The following is a 16,333-nucleotide window of genomic DNA, read 5'->3' as shown; positions in this document are numbered from 1 at the left end:
CAACGTTCCGTCTACACACATGGCGGGATGGCCAAGGGGGACGCATGACCCCGACTCAACGCAAGAAGCTGGTGGTTGCTCACTCCACACGTGAGGGCGCGCCGCTGCATGAGGTCGAAACCAACCGCGCTCTGGCGCGCTGGCTGGCGCAGATCCTCGGGCTCAAGTTCGGCGGCAGCTACGACACTGATCTGCACGCGGGGCGGGCGTTGTACCTGCTGCCCACACAGACCCTGGTCGGCCCGGCCCAGGCCCGAGCGCTGAATATCAAGGGGCCAGAGGATTTGTGGGGCGGTTATGTCGACCACGACTTCATCTGCACCAAAGCCATCAGTCATGGCTTGCTCGGCCCTGAAGCCAAAGCGCCGCAAGGTTGGTCGGCATTGTTTTGCGAGCGTGTACGAAAAGTCGTGCTGGACGGTCTGAGCGTCTTCGCACTGGAAGACGCACGGCCCGCCGCCACCCGCTTGCTCTACAGCGGCCCCATCCGCTTGAAACCCGTGCACGCCTGCGCGGGTCGAGGCCAGGAAGTTATCCACAGCCTGGATGAATTCGAAGGGGTACTGGCGCGACCGGATGCCGCGAAACTCTTCAACGAAGGGGTGGTGCTGGAGCAGGACCTGCACGATGTGGTCACCCACAGCGTTGGCCAAAGCTTTATCGGCGATCACGTGTTCAGCTACTGCGGCGAGCAATACCTGACGAAAGACGGGCAGGGCGAAGAGGTCTACGGCGGCTCCAAACTGCTGGTGGTGCCCGGTGACTACGACGACCTGTTGCAACTCGAACTGCCCGACGACGTACGCGAAGCCATCGAACAAGCCCAGGTCTTCGATGCGGCCGCCGATGAGGCCTACCCCGGTTTCTACGCATCACGGCGCAACTACGACATCGCTCAGGGCCTGGACAATAATGGCCAACGCCGCAGCGGTGTACTCGAACAATCCTGGCGCATGGGCGGGGCGAGCAGCGCGGAAGTCGCGGCGCTGCAAAGTTTTATCAACAACCCTGGCCTGCGTGCGATCCATGTGTCCTCGGTGGAAACCTACGTGGACCAACCGCTGCCAGCCAATGCCATCGAGGTATATCGTGGCCCGGCGGAAAACAGCGAGTTTCTTCTCAAGTACGTGACGGTTAAGGCTTATGACGGCTAAAAGCGAAAGCATTGCGATCGATATCGACGACGAACAGATGAGCGGCACCTTCCTCAGCCCTAAATCCAAAGTCCCCGGCGTGTTGTTTGTGCACGGTTGGGGCGGCAGCCAGGAGCGCGACCTGGAACGCGCCAAAGGCATCGCCGGCTTGGGTTGCGTGTGCCTGACCTTCGACCTGCGCGGGCACGCCGGCACGGGCATTCCATTGTCCCGCGTCACCCGCGAAGACAACCTGCGCGACCTGCTGGCGGCCTATGACCGTCTGCTGTCGCACCCGGCCATCGACACCTCGGCGGTGGCGGTGGTGGGCACCAGTTACGGCGGCTACCTTGCGGCGATTCTCACCTCGTTGCGCCCGGTGCGCTGGCTGGCGCTGCGCGTACCGGCGTTGTACCGCGATCAGGAATGGCTCAAACCCAAGCGTGATCTGGATAAGGCCGACCTGATGGATTACCGCAGCACCTTGGTCCACGCCGAAACCAATCGCGCCTTGCACGCGTGTTCGGCGTTTACCGGTGATGTGTTGATCGTCGAATCGGAAACCGATGACCACGTGCCCCACGCCACCATCATGAGCTACCGTGCGGCGTGCCAGCAGACCCACTCACTGACCCATCGCATCATCGACGGTGCCGACCATTCCCTCAGCGATCCGGTGTCCCAACAGGCCTACACCTCAATCCTGGTGGACTGGATCACCGAGATGGTGGTGGGCGAACGGTTGAGCATCATTCAGTCCCAGTAAAGCGTTCAAGCGGGTGTTTTCTTCACCCGCAACGCCTTCGCCTTGGCCTCCACGCCGAGGTACATCACCAGCGCGATCAGCAGCGGCAAGATGAAGTAAATCGCCCGATACGCGATCAACCCAGCAAGCAAGCTGCCCCGCGACGCCTCATGCTGCAACAGTGCAATAAACACCGCTTCCAGCACGCCCAGCCCGGCCGGAATATGGGTGAGCACTCCGGCAATCGCGCTGATCAGCAACACACCCAGCACCAGCGGATAATCCAGCTTGGCCGGCAATAAGGTGAAGATCACCGCCGCCATCAGCGACCAATTCAATGCGCCGAGCAGCAATTGCAGGCACGCCATACGCACGGACGGCAGGTTGATTTCCATGCCGCGAATCGTCCACGCACGCTTTTTCGAAAACTGGCAGGCCACCAGATAGCCGAGGCTGGCCAGTACCAACAACGCACCAATGCCTTGCAAGGCCGTGGTGCTGACCTTCCACCCCGGCGGCATGGTCACCAGACCGCTGCTGAACACCACCCCGGCGATCGCCATGTAGCCAAACCAATTGGTGGCCAGGCTCAGGCCGAGGATCTTGGCGATATTGCCGGTGCTCACGCCCAAGCGCGAATACAGGCGATAACGCATGGCGATGCCGCCGACCCACGCGCTCAGGTTGAGGTTGAACGCGTAGCTGATGATGCCCACGGGTAGGATCTGCTTCCACACCAGGTTCTGGCGAATGTAGGTGCGGCCGATCAAATCGAAGCTGGCGTACACCAAAAAGCTGCACAGAGTCAGTGCGCCGGCGATCACCAGGGTGCGCACCTTGAAGTCGCCCAGGGTCTGCACTACCTCGCTCCAATCGATGCGCCGCGCGAGCAGGGTGAACAGCACGATCAACACCAGGAAAAAGGCGATGGTCAGCGGTTTCTTCCAGCGTTTGAACCGGGATTCAGCGGTCATTGGCCTGGCTCTCGATGGGTTTCAACCGTGGCTTGTGTGCCGGTAGCCATCCCGTCAAGGCCGGGAAGTGGCGCATCACATGAAACACCAGGAAGCCCACCGTCAATCGCCAGAGCCACAGGCGCGGCTTGCGGTTTTCCGGCATGGTCTGGCAATGATTGTGGGCAAGTGTTTCCAGGCGTTCGAACAGTTGTTGATTGAACGCGCGGTCACGAATCAACACGTTGGCTTCCAGGTTCAGCGACAGGCTCAACGGGTCCAGATTGCTCGACCCCACGGTGCTCCATTCATCATCCACCAACGCCACCTTGCCGTGCAGCGGGCGCTGGCAATATTCGTGGATGACCACGCCGTCCTTGAGCAAATAGTCGTAGAGCATCCGCGCCGCGAGCTTGGCCAGCAGCACATCGGGCTGGCCCTGCATGATCAGTTGCACCTGCACACCACGCCGCGCGGCATTGCGGATTTCCCGCAGCAGGCGGTAGCCGGGGAAGAAGTAGGCGTTGGCGATCACCACGCGCTGTTGCGCCTTGCTCAGCGCGTGGATGTACGCCTCTTCAATGTCATCGCGATGCTGCACGTTGTCGCGGTAAATCAGGCGCACCAGGCCTTCGCCCTGGTCGGTGGACCACAACGAAGGCCGTTGCTGGCGCCGCCGCCAGCCACGTCGCGTGCGCACCTGGCGACCACTTTGCGCCAGGGCGAAATGATGCAGGTCCGCCACCGCCGGGCCCACCACCTGCACCGCGTAATCCTGCTTGGCTTCGGGGCCGAAATCGCCCAAGTGGTCGGCAGAAAAGTTGATCCCTCCGATAAACGCCACTTCTGCATCCACCACCACAATCTTGCGGTGCAGGCGACGAAACCAGTTGGTGCGAAAACCCAGGGTCTTGGACGCCGGGTCAAACATCTGCACCGTCACTCCGGCGTCCGCCAGTTCGCCCAGAAACGACGGGCTCAGTTCGCCGCAACCAAAACCGTCCAGGCTTGCCACCACCTTCACCCCACGCTGCGCGGCCTCGATCAGGATGCCGTGCAGTTCATGGCCTACCTTGTCTTCGAAAAGAATGAATGTCTCCAGCAGAATCTCCCGTCGGGCCGCGCGCAGGGCTTCGAACACCTTGGGAAAATACGCCTCGCCGTTCTCCAGCAATTGGACCTGGTTACCACTCTGCCAGCCGTAATCCAGGTCGCGGGCCTTGGCTTCGTCCGGCGGCTGTTCGGTGGAGATATGTTCCACGGCCACGTTCATAGCTCGACCTCCACCGACAGCGGCACATGGTCAGACAAGTGAGACCACGGCCGCGTGGTCAGCACGCGAGGGTTATGCACTTTCAGATTGCGCACATAAATCCGGTCCAGCGGCAGTAAGGGCAAACGCGCCGGAAAAGTACGCGCGGGTTTACCCATGGATTCAATAAACACTTCCTTCAAACCCGCCTTGCTCAGGTCGGCCTTTTGGCGCCAATCGTTGAAATCACCGGCCACGATCAGCGGGGCGTCGGCCGGAATCTCGCTGATGCGCTGTTCGATCAGGCGCAATTGCTGCTGGCGGTGCACTTCGCGCAAGCCCAGGTGGATGCAGATCGCATGGATCTCCTGGCCAGTGCCTGGCAGGCGCAGCACGCAATGCAGCAGACCCCGGTTTTCATGGCCGCTTTGGGAGATATCGAGATTGTCGTAGCGCACGATCTGGAATTTCGACAGCAGCGCGTTGCCATGGTCGCCATGGGGGTAGACCGCGTTGCGGCCATAAGCGAACTGCGGCCAGATGCTGTCGGCAAGGAATTCGTATTGCGGCATGTTCGGCCAGTCGCTGAAGCGCTGTGGATGGCGCTCGTGGGTGCCATGGATTTCCTGCAGGAACACCATGTCGGCGCCCACACTGCGCACCGCTTCGCGCAGTTCGGGCAGGATGAAACGTCGATTCAGGGCGGTAAAGCCCTTGTGGATATTGACCGTCAGCACCGTGAAGCGAGTGATGGCGACGCTGGGGGTGATGGGCACCCAGTCGGGGATCGCAGCCATGATTGCTCCTGTGAAAGAAGTGGGGGCTTGGCCCCCGTTTATGGCTGACTGTGATTTTTGACGGAAAGTTTCCAGCGTCCTACAGACGGCATAAAGATGCCGCTGAAGGGGAACGATCAAAGCGCAAACCCGTCAGTTCCTTACAGACCCTTCTGAAGGAGCTCGGTGTTTTGCTGAATCTCAAGACTGCATTACTGCTCGGCGCGCTGCTGTTTTGCGGCAGTGGCGCGCTGCAAGCGGCGGCCACCGCGCCGGAACCTGAAGCGCCGGCCAAGCCGGAACTGCTGGTGGAGGGCGGGCTGCTGGGGGCGATCAGTTCCAGCATCGACGACGTACAGCAAAAGCTCGACCTCAATCAGAACCTGATCGATGAGTGGCGCCTGCGCGCGGACCGAGCGGCCGACGAGGTTGGGCGGCTGGTCAACCAGACCGCTGCGCGCTCACCCTGGAGCGTGGCGGGGGATTTCCTGCTGCTGTCCGGCGTGTGGGTAGGCGCTTTTGTGGCGCTGACGTTGTTGGGGCGATTTATCGTACAGCGCCTGGGCCGCCGTGCCTTCTTCGAACGGCGCGGACGCTTGCTGGCGGTACTCGGGTATGTGATTCCCTACACGATTCCCGCGCTTGTCTGTCTGCCGCTGACGCTTTATGTCAGTCACTTTCTGCCCACCTCTGTAGGTCGCGCGCTGGCGCTGTGCTTTGCCTACGCCACCAGTAGCGGCATCTTTTCCACCTCGATGCTGTTGTGCGTGATTGTCATGTTCAATGTCGGGCACAAGCGCCCGGCGGTTCGGATCATTCGCAGCTACTGCCCCAAGCCGTTGTTCCTGATCGGCTTCCTCGCCGCCCTCAGCGACGCGTTGACCAGCCCACAGATCGCCCGCCAGCTCGGTGGCAATATCACCAGCAGCATCGCGGTGTTTACCGGGCTGTTTGCGGCGGTGATTTTCGGCATGCTGGTGGTTCGCCTGCGCCGCCCGGTCGCCCACCTGATCCGCAACCGGCCGTTGGCTCAACGCCTTAAACATCCGGCGCTGCAACAATCGCTGCGGATATTTTCCGGCCTGTGGTATTGGCCGATCCTGTTGATGGTGCTGGTGTCGGCGATCAACCTGATCGGCGCCGGTGACGACAACCAGAAGGTCTTGCGCTGTGCGTTGTTCACCACGATCCTGCTGATCGGCACGGTGTTCCTCAGCACGGTGCTGCAACACCTGTTCAAGTCCCGCAGCCAAGTGGCGATCCAGCGCAGCAGCGCGTACAAGGAACGCTTCCTCAGCCTGTTGCATGCGATCCTGCGCATTGTCATGGCCATCGCGTTTATCGAAATCCTTGGACGCATCTGGGGCGTGTCACTGTTCGAATTCGCCCAGCGCAACTCGGTGGGCCGGGCGATCAGTGATTCCCTCAGCAGCATCGGCTTGATCCTGCTGATGACCTGGCTGTTCTGGGTGGTGCTCGACACGGCGATCCAGGAAGCGTTGAAACCGCCGGTCAACAAGCGCTCCAGTCGCCAACCGAGCACGCGGGTGAAAACCATCCTGCCGCTGCTGCGCAATGCGGTGAAGATTATCCTGGTGGTGATCTGCGCGATCACCACCATGGCCAACCTCGGGATCAACGTCGCGCCGCTGCTGGCCGGTGCCGGGGTGGTCGGCCTGGCCATTGGTTTTGGCTCGCAGCAGTTGGTGCAAGATGTGATCACCGGGCTGTTCATCATCATCGAAGACACGCTATCCATCGGCGACTGGGTGGTACTCGACTCCGGCCACGCCGGCACCGTCGAAGGCCTGACCATCCGCACCCTGCGCCTGCGCGATGGCAAGGGGTTCGTGCACTCGGTGCCGTTCGGGCAGATCAAGGCGGTCACCAACCAGTCGCGGCAATTTGCCTATGCGTTCTTCTCGGTGCAGTTCACCTACGACACGGACGTGGACAAGGCGGTGGAGTTGATCCGCGAGGCGGGGCAGTCGATTCGGGATGACGTGTTCCTCAAATACAACCTGCAAGGCCCGCTGGAAGTCTTCGGCGTCGACAAGATGGACCTCAACGGCGTGGTGCTCACCGCGCAGTTCCGCACAGTGTCGGGCGGGCAATATGCGGTGAGCCGTGCGTTCAACCAGCGCCTGAAAAAGCTTGTGGATAACTGTGACGAGGTGCATTTCGCGCAGACTTATCCACAGCAGGTCATGGTGCCGGCGCGGACGGCCCTTGAGCATGAACCGACGGAGGCTGGCGCGAAGATAGTTAATCCGTGACGGTTGCGCTACAAACCCGCAAAATGCAACGATTCTGGCCAAGACCAGAAAACCTTCGTTCCAAACAGACCGGGCCTGCTCAATCTATGCGAATGCGCCTTATGTTACTGGGCGGCGGGAATGCCCTCGGGCAGGCGCTGATTCGCCTCGGTGCAGAGGAAGACATCGGTTTCCTCGCACCCAAACCGCCCCAAGACGGCTGGGATGCCGCGAGCCTCACCCAATTGCTCGACGACACCCGTCCCGATGCGTTGATCAACCTCGCCTACTATTTCGACTGGTTCCAGGCCGAAGCGGTCAGCGAAACCCGCCTGGCTGCCCAGGAATTTGCCATCGAACGCCTGGCCGAGCTGTGCCAGCACCACAACATCACCCTGCTGCAACCGTCCAGCTACCGGGTGTTCGATGGCTCCCGCGCCACCGCCTACAGCGAAAAAGACGAGCCGGTGCCCCTGGGCCTGCGCGGCCAGGCGTTGTGGCGCATCGAGCAGAGTGTGCGCGCCACTTGCCCGCAACATGTGTTGCTGCGGTTTGGCTGGCTGCTGGATGACAGTGTCGACGGCACCCTCGGGCGCTTTTTGGCTCGGGCCGAGAAACCGGATGAATTGCTGATGGCGGACGACCGTCGCGGCAACCCGACGCCGGTGGATGATGCGGCGCGGGTGATCATCTCGGTGCTCAAGCAGCTCGATTGTGCGGCGCCGCTGTGGGGCACCTATCACTACGCTGGCCAAGAGGCGACCACGCCGTTGGCGCTGGGCCAGGCGATCCTCACCGAAGCGCGCAACTTTCACCCGCTTGCGATCGAGTCCCCCACCGCCCAGGCTCACGCTGCCCGGCCGGATGCGAGCGAAGAACCGCAACACGCGGTGCTCGCCTGCAAGAAAATCCTCCACACCTTTGGCATCAAGCCACGGGCATGGCGGGCGGGGTTGCCGGCGTTGCTGGATCGGTTTTACCGCCACGGCCAATAAAAAAAGGCGCCTGAAACAGGCGCCTTTTTTTGTGCGGCGGTTTTAGAACTTGTAGCCAATACCCACCATGTAAACCATCGGGTCCACATCAACGTTCACCTTGGCGCGAGTGCCCGGTGCCACGCCGTTGTTTTCCACGGTGGCCTTGGTGCTGATGTCGATGTAGCGCGCCTGGGCGTTGATCATCCACTTGTCGTTGATCATGTAGTCCGCGCCGATCTGTGCGGCCCAGCCCCAGGAGTTTTCAGCCTTGAAGTTGCTGAAGCCTGCGCCCTGGGCACGGCTGCCGACGTGTTCGTCGTAGATCCAGGTGTAGTTGATACCGGCGCCCACGTACGGTTGGAAGGCCGACTTGTTGTCGAGTGGGTAGTACACGACGCTCAAGGTTGGCGGCAGGTGTTTCAGGGTGCCGAGCTTGCCGTTGGCCGGGCTCAGGGCGGTGCCCTTGATCTTCACATCATGTTCGAACGGCGTGGCGGCCAGCAGCTCGATACCGACGTGGTTGGTCAGCATGTAGGCGAAGTTCAGGCCCAGTTGGGTGTCGCTGCTCATGGTCGCCTTGCCGCCCAGGTTGGTGCCGGCCAGCGGGCCCTGGTCAACCTTGACGTGGCCGCTGTCCGCCTTCGGGTTCACGGTGATTGCACCGGCGCGCACCAGAATGTCGCCCGCTTCGTGAGCGTGTGCAACGGGGGCGACGAGGGCGAGCGCGAAGAGGGACGCGCCGAGCAGAGACTTGTTCATGGGAGCTCCAAAGGACGTTTAAAAGTTGTACGTCCAATGGTAAAGATCGTTCCGTCCGGTCTTTTGACTCAGCTCAATGAAAGGGCGATCAGCCTTATTCAGGCAGTTCGTACATGTAAATTTTCTCGGCATCCATCTGGTAACCGGCATCGGCCAGCTCGCTGGTGGACGGTTTGACCTGCATCGCGCCTTCGATCCAATACGGCTGGTACAGCTCATCGAGCTTCACGCCGATTTCGCTTTTGACATGCACGATCTGGTTCGAAGGCGGCGGCGGCACATGGATGCACGCGCCGAAATACGGCACCAGCAAGAACTCCGTCGTGCGGCCTTCCTCACTGACTTCCAGCGGCACGATGTAGCCCGGCAGTCGGATGTGCTGGCCGTCGAGGCTTTGCACCACCGGGGCGTTGGGCAAGTCCTGCTTGGCCGCTGGCGCTGCCTCGACCGACAAGGCATCGGCCATGTTCGACAAGTCGTGCAGCGGTTTCATATTGGGGATTTCCGGCGGTGCATCCGGCGGAATCATCTCCTGCCACGACAAATCCTTGGGCTGCTCATCGGCCCATACGGGCACGGCCACCAGCAGCAACAACGCAAACAGCGCACGACGCATCGAAGCCTTCCTCATAAACGTATGGACAGGCCATCGGCCAGGGATTGCCGATAGGCGCGCCACGCGGGCACGCTGCCCATCAACAGCGCGGCGCCCAGGATACCGGCGAGCAGCGTCCATTCATATTCGCTGGGCCATGACATCGGCAGGTCCAGGCCGTAATTGGCCTGCAGATACCCGCGCGAGGCGGCGATGCACACATACAGTAAACCCACCCCGGCGATCACGCCGGACAGTGCCAGGGCGAAGGCTTCAAAGATCAGCAGCGTTGCGATATGCCAAGGGCGCGCACCCACCGAACGCAAAATCGCCATTTCGCGGCGCCGTTCGTTGAGGCTGGTAAGGATCGCCGTGAGCATGCCGATCAAGCCGGTGAGCACTACGAACAGCGAGATCACGAACAGCGCTTTTTCGGCGGTGCCCATCATGCTCCACAGCTCTTGCAGCGCCACGCCGGGCAGGATCGCCAGCATCGGCTCGCCACGGAATTCGTTGATCTCCCGTTGCAGGGCGAAGGTGGAAATTTTGTTGTTCAGACCGAGCATGAACGCGGTGATGGCCTGCGGCGTGAGGTCCATGTTGCGCGCCTGGTCGGCACTGATGCGGCCTTTGCCCTGGGCCGGCACGCCGTTGTGCCAGTCGATATGGATCGCCTCCATGCCGCCGAGGCTGATGTGCAATGTGCGGTCCACTGGCGTGCCGGTGCGCTTGAGAATGCCGACCACGGTGAAGGGTTTGTCATCGTGTTTCACCAGGCTGACCACAGCCACGCCATGGGCCAGCACCAGTTTGTCGCCGAGCTTGTAGTGCAGCGCGTCTGCGACTTCGGCGCCGAGCACCACTTCGAATGGGTCGGTGGTGAAGGCGCGGCCGCTGGCCAGTTCGAGGTTTTGCTTGCGGCCGTATTGGTAGTGCTCGAAGTAGGATTCGTTGGTGCCCATCACGCGGTAGCCACGATGGGAGTCACCGAGGGAAATCGGGATGGCCCACTTCACTTGGGGGCTGGCGGCGAAATGCTCGAAGCTGTCCCAACGGATGTTGTTGGTGGCGTTGCCGATGCGGAACACCGAGTACAGCAGCAGGTTTACCGAACCGGAACGCGCGCCGACAATCAGGTCGGTGCCGCTGATGGTGCTGGCGAAACTGTTGCGCGCCTCGACGCGCACCCGCTCTACCGCGAGCAGCAAGCAGACCGAAAGCGCGATGGCGAACGCGGTGAGGATCGCGGTAAAGCGGCGGTTAGCCAGGCTGGCCATGGCTAGACGGAACAGATACATCTCAAACCTCTGCGGGCGTGGCGGCGCGATTGAGTTCGGCCAGCGACAGGTTGCGGTCGAACAGCGAAGCCAGGCTCTGGTCATGGCTGACAAACAACAGGCTGGCGCCGGCTTCACGGCATTCGGCGAACAACAACTGAAGGAAGGCTTCGCGGGCGTCGTAGTCCAGGGCCGAAGTGGGCTCGTCGGCGATCACCAGTTCCGGTTGGCCGATCAATGCACGGGCGGCGGCCACCCGTTGTTGCTGGCCGATGGACAGCGAGTCGGCGCGGCGCTCCAGCAGGGCTTTGTCTTTTAACCCAAGGTGTGCGAGCAAAGCGGCGGCGGCCTGATCGACACTGCCGTGGCGCTGTTTCGCCCGTTGCGCACGCAACTTGGAAAAGTGGCAGGGCAACTCGACGTTCTCGCGCACCGACAGGAACGGCAGCAGGTTGAACTGCTGGAAGATGTAGCCGGTGTGGTCGACGCGGAAGCGGTCGCGGGCGCCGGCCGAAAGCTCGGTCAGCTCCTGGCCGAGCAGGCGGATGCTGCCCTGGTTGGGTGTCTGCACGCCGCCAAGCAGTCCCAGCAGCGTGGTTTTGCCACTGCCGCTCGGGCCCTTGAGAAACAGGGTTTCCCCCGCGTCCAGGCGGAACGCGGGGATGTCCAGCAACTGCGGGTGACCGGGCCAGTTGAAGCCCAGGTCAGACAGTTCGATCAATGCGTGGGTCATGTGAACTCAGAACTTCAGGGTGGCTGCTGTGGCCGTCGCTTCAACGCCTTGCTGGCCGCTCGGGCCGATCAGTTGTACCTGAATTTTCTGGGTGGCGGGGAAGGTCTTGAAGACCTGGGTCAGGTCGAGGTTGCTCAAGGCCGTCGGCGTGGCACAGGTGAACTGGTAGTGGGCGTGGATTTCGCTGTGGTCGTGATGGTGCTCGTGGGCGCCGTCTTTGGCGTCGTGATCGTGGTCATCATCGTCGTCTTGGTCCGCTTCAGGCTTGTCGCCAAACAGCGGGCTATTGAGTTCCTGGCTGCTGACCACGCAACCGGCGCCCTTAGGCAGGTTGAACAGAGCGGCTGGGTTTTCCAGCTGTTTGCGCACGGCGGCGACCTTGGCTTTGTCCGACGGGGTGGTGGCCAAGTGTTCGAAACCCACCAGGTTCATCGCCGGGCTGTCCAGCTCCAGCTCCAGCGCCTGGCCGTCGAGCACTGCGTTGAGGCGACCGACGCCATGTTCGTGGGCGCCAAGGCTGCCGTGTTCATGGTCGTGATCATCATGAGCGTGGGCAACCGCCAATGGCAGCAGGGCAAACGGCAAAGCAAGCAACAGACGGCGCATGAGAAGGCTCCAGAACATGAAAGTTTTGTTATGTGATCTTATAACAATAGTGTCAGAGTTTGACCGCCCGCTTGGCGTTGCGCAAGCCGCATGGGAGCATGCCTGTCAGAAAAACTGCAGGAGGAAGGACGATGTTGCGAATTCGTGGAACCGTCGGCGACTTGCCGGTGGACTTGACCCTGGAACTGGACGACGGCGATTGGGCACGGCTGGGCGCACAGTTGCAGGCGACGCCTGTACCCGCCGCAGCAACAGCGACACCGGTGAAGCAGAATGACGACCTGTGGCAGAGCGCCCAGGACCTGTTGCGCAAGGCCGGGCAGCTCAGCGGCCTGGAGTTGCTCGATCAGTTGGAAGGTTTGGCCGGCGATGCCGCCTCCGGCAAGCGTCTGCTGGTGCGCCTGCGCCACAGTTCGAAGGTGAAGGTGGCCAGCGGCGCCGATACGCCGCTGTACAGCTGGGTCGGCGATTAGTACAGCGCGGCAAACAACTTGCGGCGGTACACGGTTACCAGCGGGTGATCATTGCCCAGCAGTTCGAACACCTGCAGCAAGGTCTTGTGTGGCAGGCCTTCGCTGTAGCTGCGGTTGCGGATGAACAGCTTGAGCAGACCTTCCAGCGCCGCGTCGTACTGCTGGCGCGCCAGTTGCTGGATCGCCAGCTGATAGGCCGCTTCGTCATCCTGCGGATTTTGCGCCAGGCGGCTTTTCAGGTCGGCGGCGTCCGGGAGGTCGGCAGCCTGGCGCAGGAAGGTGATCTGCGCCTTGGCGCCGGCGAGGGCGGCTTTGTGGTCGTCGCTCTTCACGGCGTCCAGCACGGCCTGGGCTTCGCCCAGTTCACCGCGTTCGGCCAGGCAGCGCGCGTACAGGATTAACGCCGCAGCGTTGGTGTTGTCCTCGCCCAGCAATGCCACCAGCACGGCTTCGGCATCGCTGATGCGACCTTCGGCAAATAACGCCTGGGCCTGCTCCAGTGGATCCGCCGCAGCTGGCGGCGGCATCTGTACATGCGGCTCCAACATCGCGCGCACCGCCGACTCCGGCTGCGCCCCGGCAAACCCGTCCACCGGCTGGCCGTCCTTGAACAGCACCACCGTCGGCAGGCTTTGAATGCCAAAGCGCGCAACAATATCCTGCTCGGCTTCGCAATCGACCTTGGCCAGCAGCAACTCACCCTGATAACTCTCGGCAACTTTCGCGAGCATCGGCATCAACGCCTTGCACGGCGCGCACCACTCGGCCCAGAAATCCACCAGTACGGGTTTTTCGAAGGAGTTCTGGATCACTGCCTGGTCAAAATTGGCGGTGGTGACATCGAAGATGTACGGCGTGGGCTCACTCATGGGGCGTCTCGAATAAAGCGGGAATGGGGCAACTATAAGGGCTGGCGTCGCGAATGGTACAGACTCACCTTGCGAAACTCCCAAGGCTCGGCCAGGTCCGGCAATGTCAGCGCATCAAGAATCTCCAGCCGCCGATAATCCGGATGCTGGAAGTCACGCACGCGTGAGTCCGCCACTAGCGCCTCGCGGCCCCGGGTCAGGAACTGATCCAGCAACGGCAGGTTCGCCCGGTCGTAGAGTACGTCGGCCACCAGAATCAAATCGAAGCGGTCGGCCTCGGCGAAGAAATCCGCCGAATAACCCAGCTCCACGCCATTGAGTTCGGCATTCGCCCGGCAAGATGCCAGCGCCAGCGGGTCCAGGTCACAAGCTACCACTTCCAGCGCGCCGGCTTTGACGGCAGCAATCCCGGCCACGCCGGAGCCCGCGCCAAAATCCAGCACGCGCTTGCCCGCGACCCACTGCGGGTTCGCCGCCAGGTACCGCGCCAGCGCCAGGCCGCTGGCCCAGCAAAAGCTCCAGTAGGGCGGTTCATGCAGGATGCGCCGGGTTTCTTCGGGGCTGAAGGCGCGGTCCATGTTGTCTGCATCCAGCAGCCACAACGACAACGCGGTGCCCGGCAGCGGGCAGGGCACCAGGTGCGCGTCGCCGATCAGTTCGCTCAGTGCGGCTTGCAGGTCCAGCGGTGGCGTCATGGTGCCTTGACGAGTTGCAGGGGGCCGGTGGTCTGGGTGATCGCCTGGGTGATGCGCACGGCGGGCAGGTGCAGGATCAGTTGGCCGGACTGGCTGGCGCGGCCACGCAGTTCAACCCGCGCACCGGCCGGGAACGCCTCGGGGTTGAAGCGCAGGCGGAAGGCCAGGGGCTTGCCATTGCCGCTCAACACGCTGCTGGCGAGCAGTTGTTGCGGGCGCGAACGGTCATCGATCACCAGCAACGCCATCTCGACTTCGGCACCGGCTGGAATGTTGGTCAGGCTGCCGCTGATTTCCCGCTGGTAGGCGGGCAGGGGGCCCATGTCTTCAAGGCCGGGGACTTTTTTCTCTTGGGCCGGTGTGGGCTGAGGTGCGGCCGGCTTGGGGGCTTCGCTGCTGCAGGCGACCAGGAAACTGAACAGGGTGAGTAAAACAAGTGGTCGTAACTGCATGTACGGCTCCAGAAAGGACAAAATCCGTGGCTTGAAAAATATGAAACATAATAGTCAGCCTATATACCGTAAAGGCTATGGCTTGTCTTGCCACGGGGATGCGCTACCATGGCCCTCCCTTTATTTGTTGCCTGCCTACCATGCACTGTCCCTTCTGCGGTGCCAACGACACCAAGGTCATTGACTCGCGTCTGGTCGCCGAGGGCGATCAAGTACGTCGCCGGCGCGAATGCCTGGCCTGCGGTGAACGTTTCACCACCTTCGAAACCGCCGAACTGGTATTGCCGCGTCTGATCAAATCCGACGGCAGCCGCCAGCCTTTCGACGAAGAAAAACTGCGCGCCGGTATGCAGCGCGCCCTGGAAAAACGCCCGGTGAGTGTCGAGCGGCTGGAGGCGGCGCTGGTGCACATCAAGCACAAGCTGCGTGCGACCGGCGAGCGCGAGGTCAAGAGCCTGGTGGTGGGAGAACTGGTGATGGGCGAGCTGCAAAAGCTCGACGAAGTTGCCTACATCCGTTTCGCCTCGGTGTATCGACGCTTCCAGGACCTCAATGAGTTCCGCGAAGAGATCGACCGCCTGGCCCGTGAGCCTGCCAAAGAATGAACCCACCGTCTGCCGAACAAGCTGTGCTCGATGCTCATTACATGGCCCGTGCCCTGGAACTGGCGCGCAAGGGCCTGTACACCACCCATCCCAACCCGCGCGTGGGTTGCGTGATTGTGCGTGACGGGCAGATTGTCGGCGAAGGCTGGCATGAGCGTACCGGCGAACCCCACGCCGAACCCAACGCCCTGCGCGCCGCCGGAGCCAAAGCCCGTGGCGCCACGGTGTATGTGACCCTTGAGCCGTGCAGTCACCATGGGCGTACGCCACCTTGTGCCGATGCGTTGGTCACGGCGGGCGTGGCCCGTGTCGTCGCCGGCATGCAGGACCCGAACCCAGAAGTGGCGGGGCGCGGCATGCAGCGCTTGGCTCAAGCCGGTATCGAAGTGCGCAGCGGTGTGTTGGAGGCTGAGGCACGCGCGTTGAATCCGGGGTTCCTCAAGCGCATGGAACATGGCCTGCCCTTTGTGCGGGTCAAGCTGGCGATGAGCCTGGACGGCCGCACCGCGATGGCCAGTGGCGAAAGCCAATGGATCACCGGCCCGGCTGCCCGTGCCGCCGTGCAGCGCCTGCGCGCCGAGGCCAGTGTGGTGCTGACCGGCGCCGACACGGTGCTGGCCGACGGTGCTCGCCTGACCGTGCGCGCCGCCGAACTCGGCCTGGATGAAGCCACCACGGCCCTGGCCATGTCGCGCCCGCCGTTGCGTGTGCTGATCGACGGCCGCCTGCGCGTGCCGCTCAATGCGCCATTCTTCAAGGCCGGCCCGGCGTTGGTCATCACCTGCGTGACCCCGGAAAACCAGTTCCCCCGTGGCCCCGAGTGCCTGGTGGTGCCGGGTGTCGACGGCCAGGTTGACCTGCGCTCGGCGCTGGTGGCGCTGGCGGCCCGTGGCGTCAACGAAGTGCTGGTGGAAGCCGGCCCAAGCCTGGCCGGGGCATTTGCCCAGCAAGGCCTGGTGGATGAATACGTGATTTTCATCGCCGGCAAATTCCTCGGCTCCGCGGCCCGGCCTTTGTTGGACTGGCCGCTTGAGAAACTGGCCGACGCCCCCCAACTCAAGATCACTGAAATGCGCGCTGTAGGCGACGACTGGCGAGTCACTGCCATCCCTGTGCCAGCAGCGAGCGTATAATTCTGACCGGACGCTCAAGTGTCCCGTACCGTTTTCCAGGAGAAG

General features: G+C 62.2%; 18 protein-coding genes. 7 read left to right on the top strand and 11 right to left on the bottom strand.

Annotated elements, in window-relative coordinates:
- The first annotated feature begins 44 nt into the window (after positions 1 to 44).
- Entirely contained in the window at positions 45 to 1,154 is a 1,110-nt protein-coding gene (locus tag OZ428_RS29805) for a DUF3182 family protein (RefSeq protein WP_269132137.1), read from the top strand.
- On the top strand, positions 1,144 to 1,899 hold the full coding sequence (locus OZ428_RS29800) for an alpha/beta hydrolase family protein (RefSeq protein WP_033897979.1): 756 nt from the start codon (positions 1,144 to 1,146) through the stop codon (positions 1,897 to 1,899). The genes OZ428_RS29805 and OZ428_RS29800 overlap by 11 nt, the downstream gene beginning before the upstream one ends.
- Before the next feature lie 5 nt (positions 1,900 to 1,904).
- On the opposite strand, the gene OZ428_RS29795 is transcribed toward OZ428_RS29800, so the two are convergent.
- The 3 genes from OZ428_RS29795 to OZ428_RS29785 are packed head-to-tail and all read right to left on the bottom strand — an operon-like array spanning position 1,905 to position 4,880.
- Positions 1,905 to 2,852, bottom strand: a complete 948-nt coding sequence (locus OZ428_RS29795) for a lysylphosphatidylglycerol synthase domain-containing protein (RefSeq protein ID WP_095013693.1) — start codon at positions 2,850 to 2,852, stop codon at positions 1,905 to 1,907.
- Positions 2,842 to 4,104, bottom strand: coding sequence for a cardiolipin synthase ClsB (clsB, locus tag OZ428_RS29790; protein ID WP_269132136.1), 1,263 nt, complete (start codon positions 4,102 to 4,104; stop codon positions 2,842 to 2,844). The genes OZ428_RS29795 and clsB overlap by 11 nt, the downstream gene beginning before the upstream one ends.
- Positions 4,101 to 4,880, bottom strand: coding sequence for an endonuclease/exonuclease/phosphatase family protein (locus OZ428_RS29785; protein WP_038850123.1), 780 nt, complete (start codon positions 4,878 to 4,880; stop codon positions 4,101 to 4,103). The genes clsB and OZ428_RS29785 overlap by 4 nt, the downstream gene beginning before the upstream one ends.
- 170 nt (positions 4,881 to 5,050) lie before the next feature.
- Here OZ428_RS29785 and OZ428_RS29780 point away from each other — a divergent pair, with 170 nt between their 5' ends.
- Positions 5,051 to 7,135, top strand: coding sequence for a mechanosensitive ion channel family protein (locus OZ428_RS29780; RefSeq protein ID WP_269132135.1), 2,085 nt, complete (start codon positions 5,051 to 5,053; stop codon positions 7,133 to 7,135).
- A gap of 86 nt (positions 7,136 to 7,221) precedes the next feature.
- Positions 7,222 to 8,109: a sugar nucleotide-binding protein gene (locus OZ428_RS29775; RefSeq protein ID WP_080642437.1), complete on the top strand. Its 888-nt coding sequence runs from the start codon at positions 7,222 to 7,224 to the stop codon at positions 8,107 to 8,109.
- A 42-nt stretch (positions 8,110 to 8,151) separates the two neighbouring features.
- On the opposite strand, the gene OZ428_RS29770 is transcribed toward OZ428_RS29775, so the two are convergent.
- The 5 genes from OZ428_RS29770 to OZ428_RS29750 form a co-directional block, all read right to left on the bottom strand.
- A complete protein-coding gene (locus OZ428_RS29770; protein WP_016978527.1) occupies positions 8,152 to 8,850 on the bottom strand; it encodes an OmpW/AlkL family protein in 699 nt (232 codons plus the stop codon).
- A 94-nt stretch (positions 8,851 to 8,944) separates the two neighbouring features.
- A complete protein-coding gene (locus tag OZ428_RS29765; RefSeq protein ID WP_061434336.1) occupies positions 8,945 to 9,466 on the bottom strand; it encodes a DUF3299 domain-containing protein in 522 nt (173 codons plus the stop codon).
- 11 nt (positions 9,467 to 9,477) lie between these two features.
- Positions 9,478 to 10,743: an ABC transporter permease gene (locus OZ428_RS29760; protein WP_269132134.1), complete on the bottom strand. Its 1,266-nt coding sequence runs from the start codon at positions 10,741 to 10,743 to the stop codon at positions 9,478 to 9,480.
- A gap of 1 nt (position 10,744) precedes the next feature.
- Positions 10,745 to 11,455 (bottom strand): ABC transporter ATP-binding protein, encoded by a 711-nt coding sequence (locus OZ428_RS29755; protein ID WP_033897969.1) that lies wholly within the window; start codon positions 11,453 to 11,455, stop codon positions 10,745 to 10,747.
- A gap of 6 nt (positions 11,456 to 11,461) precedes the next feature.
- A complete protein-coding gene (locus OZ428_RS29750) occupies positions 11,462 to 12,061 on the bottom strand; it encodes a DUF2796 domain-containing protein (protein WP_269132133.1) in 600 nt (199 codons plus the stop codon).
- 131 nt (positions 12,062 to 12,192) lie between these two features.
- Here OZ428_RS29750 and OZ428_RS29745 point away from each other — a divergent pair, with 131 nt between their 5' ends.
- Positions 12,193 to 12,534 (top strand): hypothetical protein, encoded by a 342-nt coding sequence (locus OZ428_RS29745; protein ID WP_269132132.1) that lies wholly within the window; start codon positions 12,193 to 12,195, stop codon positions 12,532 to 12,534.
- Here the strand turns inward: OZ428_RS29745 and trxA are convergent.
- The 3 genes from trxA to OZ428_RS29730 are packed head-to-tail and all read right to left on the bottom strand — an operon-like array spanning position 12,531 to position 14,550.
- The gene (trxA, locus tag OZ428_RS29740; RefSeq protein WP_269132131.1) at positions 12,531 to 13,403 is read right to left on the bottom strand and encodes a thioredoxin; all 873 of its coding nucleotides are present in this window, start codon (positions 13,401 to 13,403) and stop codon (positions 12,531 to 12,533) included. The genes OZ428_RS29745 and trxA overlap by 4 nt on opposite strands.
- Positions 13,404 to 13,435: 32 nt before the next feature.
- The gene (locus OZ428_RS29735) at positions 13,436 to 14,098 is read right to left on the bottom strand and encodes a class I SAM-dependent methyltransferase (protein ID WP_269132130.1); all 663 of its coding nucleotides are present in this window, start codon (positions 14,096 to 14,098) and stop codon (positions 13,436 to 13,438) included.
- The gene (locus OZ428_RS29730; RefSeq protein ID WP_033897963.1) at positions 14,095 to 14,550 is read right to left on the bottom strand and encodes a YbaY family lipoprotein; all 456 of its coding nucleotides are present in this window, start codon (positions 14,548 to 14,550) and stop codon (positions 14,095 to 14,097) included. Before OZ428_RS29730 ends, OZ428_RS29735 begins: the two co-directional genes overlap by 4 nt.
- A gap of 140 nt (positions 14,551 to 14,690) precedes the next feature.
- Here OZ428_RS29730 and nrdR point away from each other — a divergent pair, with 140 nt between their 5' ends.
- Positions 14,691 to 15,155: a transcriptional regulator NrdR gene (gene nrdR / locus OZ428_RS29725; protein ID WP_010206843.1), complete on the top strand. Its 465-nt coding sequence runs from the start codon at positions 14,691 to 14,693 to the stop codon at positions 15,153 to 15,155.
- Complete coding sequence (gene ribD, locus OZ428_RS29720) at positions 15,152 to 16,288, top strand: bifunctional diaminohydroxyphosphoribosylaminopyrimidine deaminase/5-amino-6-(5-phosphoribosylamino)uracil reductase RibD (protein ID WP_033897962.1); 1,137 nt, start codon at positions 15,152 to 15,154, stop codon at positions 16,286 to 16,288. Before nrdR ends, ribD begins: the two co-directional genes overlap by 4 nt.
- The last annotated feature ends 45 nt before the right edge of the window (positions 16,289 to 16,333 follow it).

The sequence above is a fragment of the Pseudomonas sp. GXZC genome (assembly GCF_026967615.1).
Lineage (GTDB): Bacteria > Pseudomonadota > Gammaproteobacteria > Pseudomonadales > Pseudomonadaceae > Aquipseudomonas > Aquipseudomonas azotoformans_A.
This window is presented reverse-complemented; position numbering and strand designations above follow the sequence as displayed.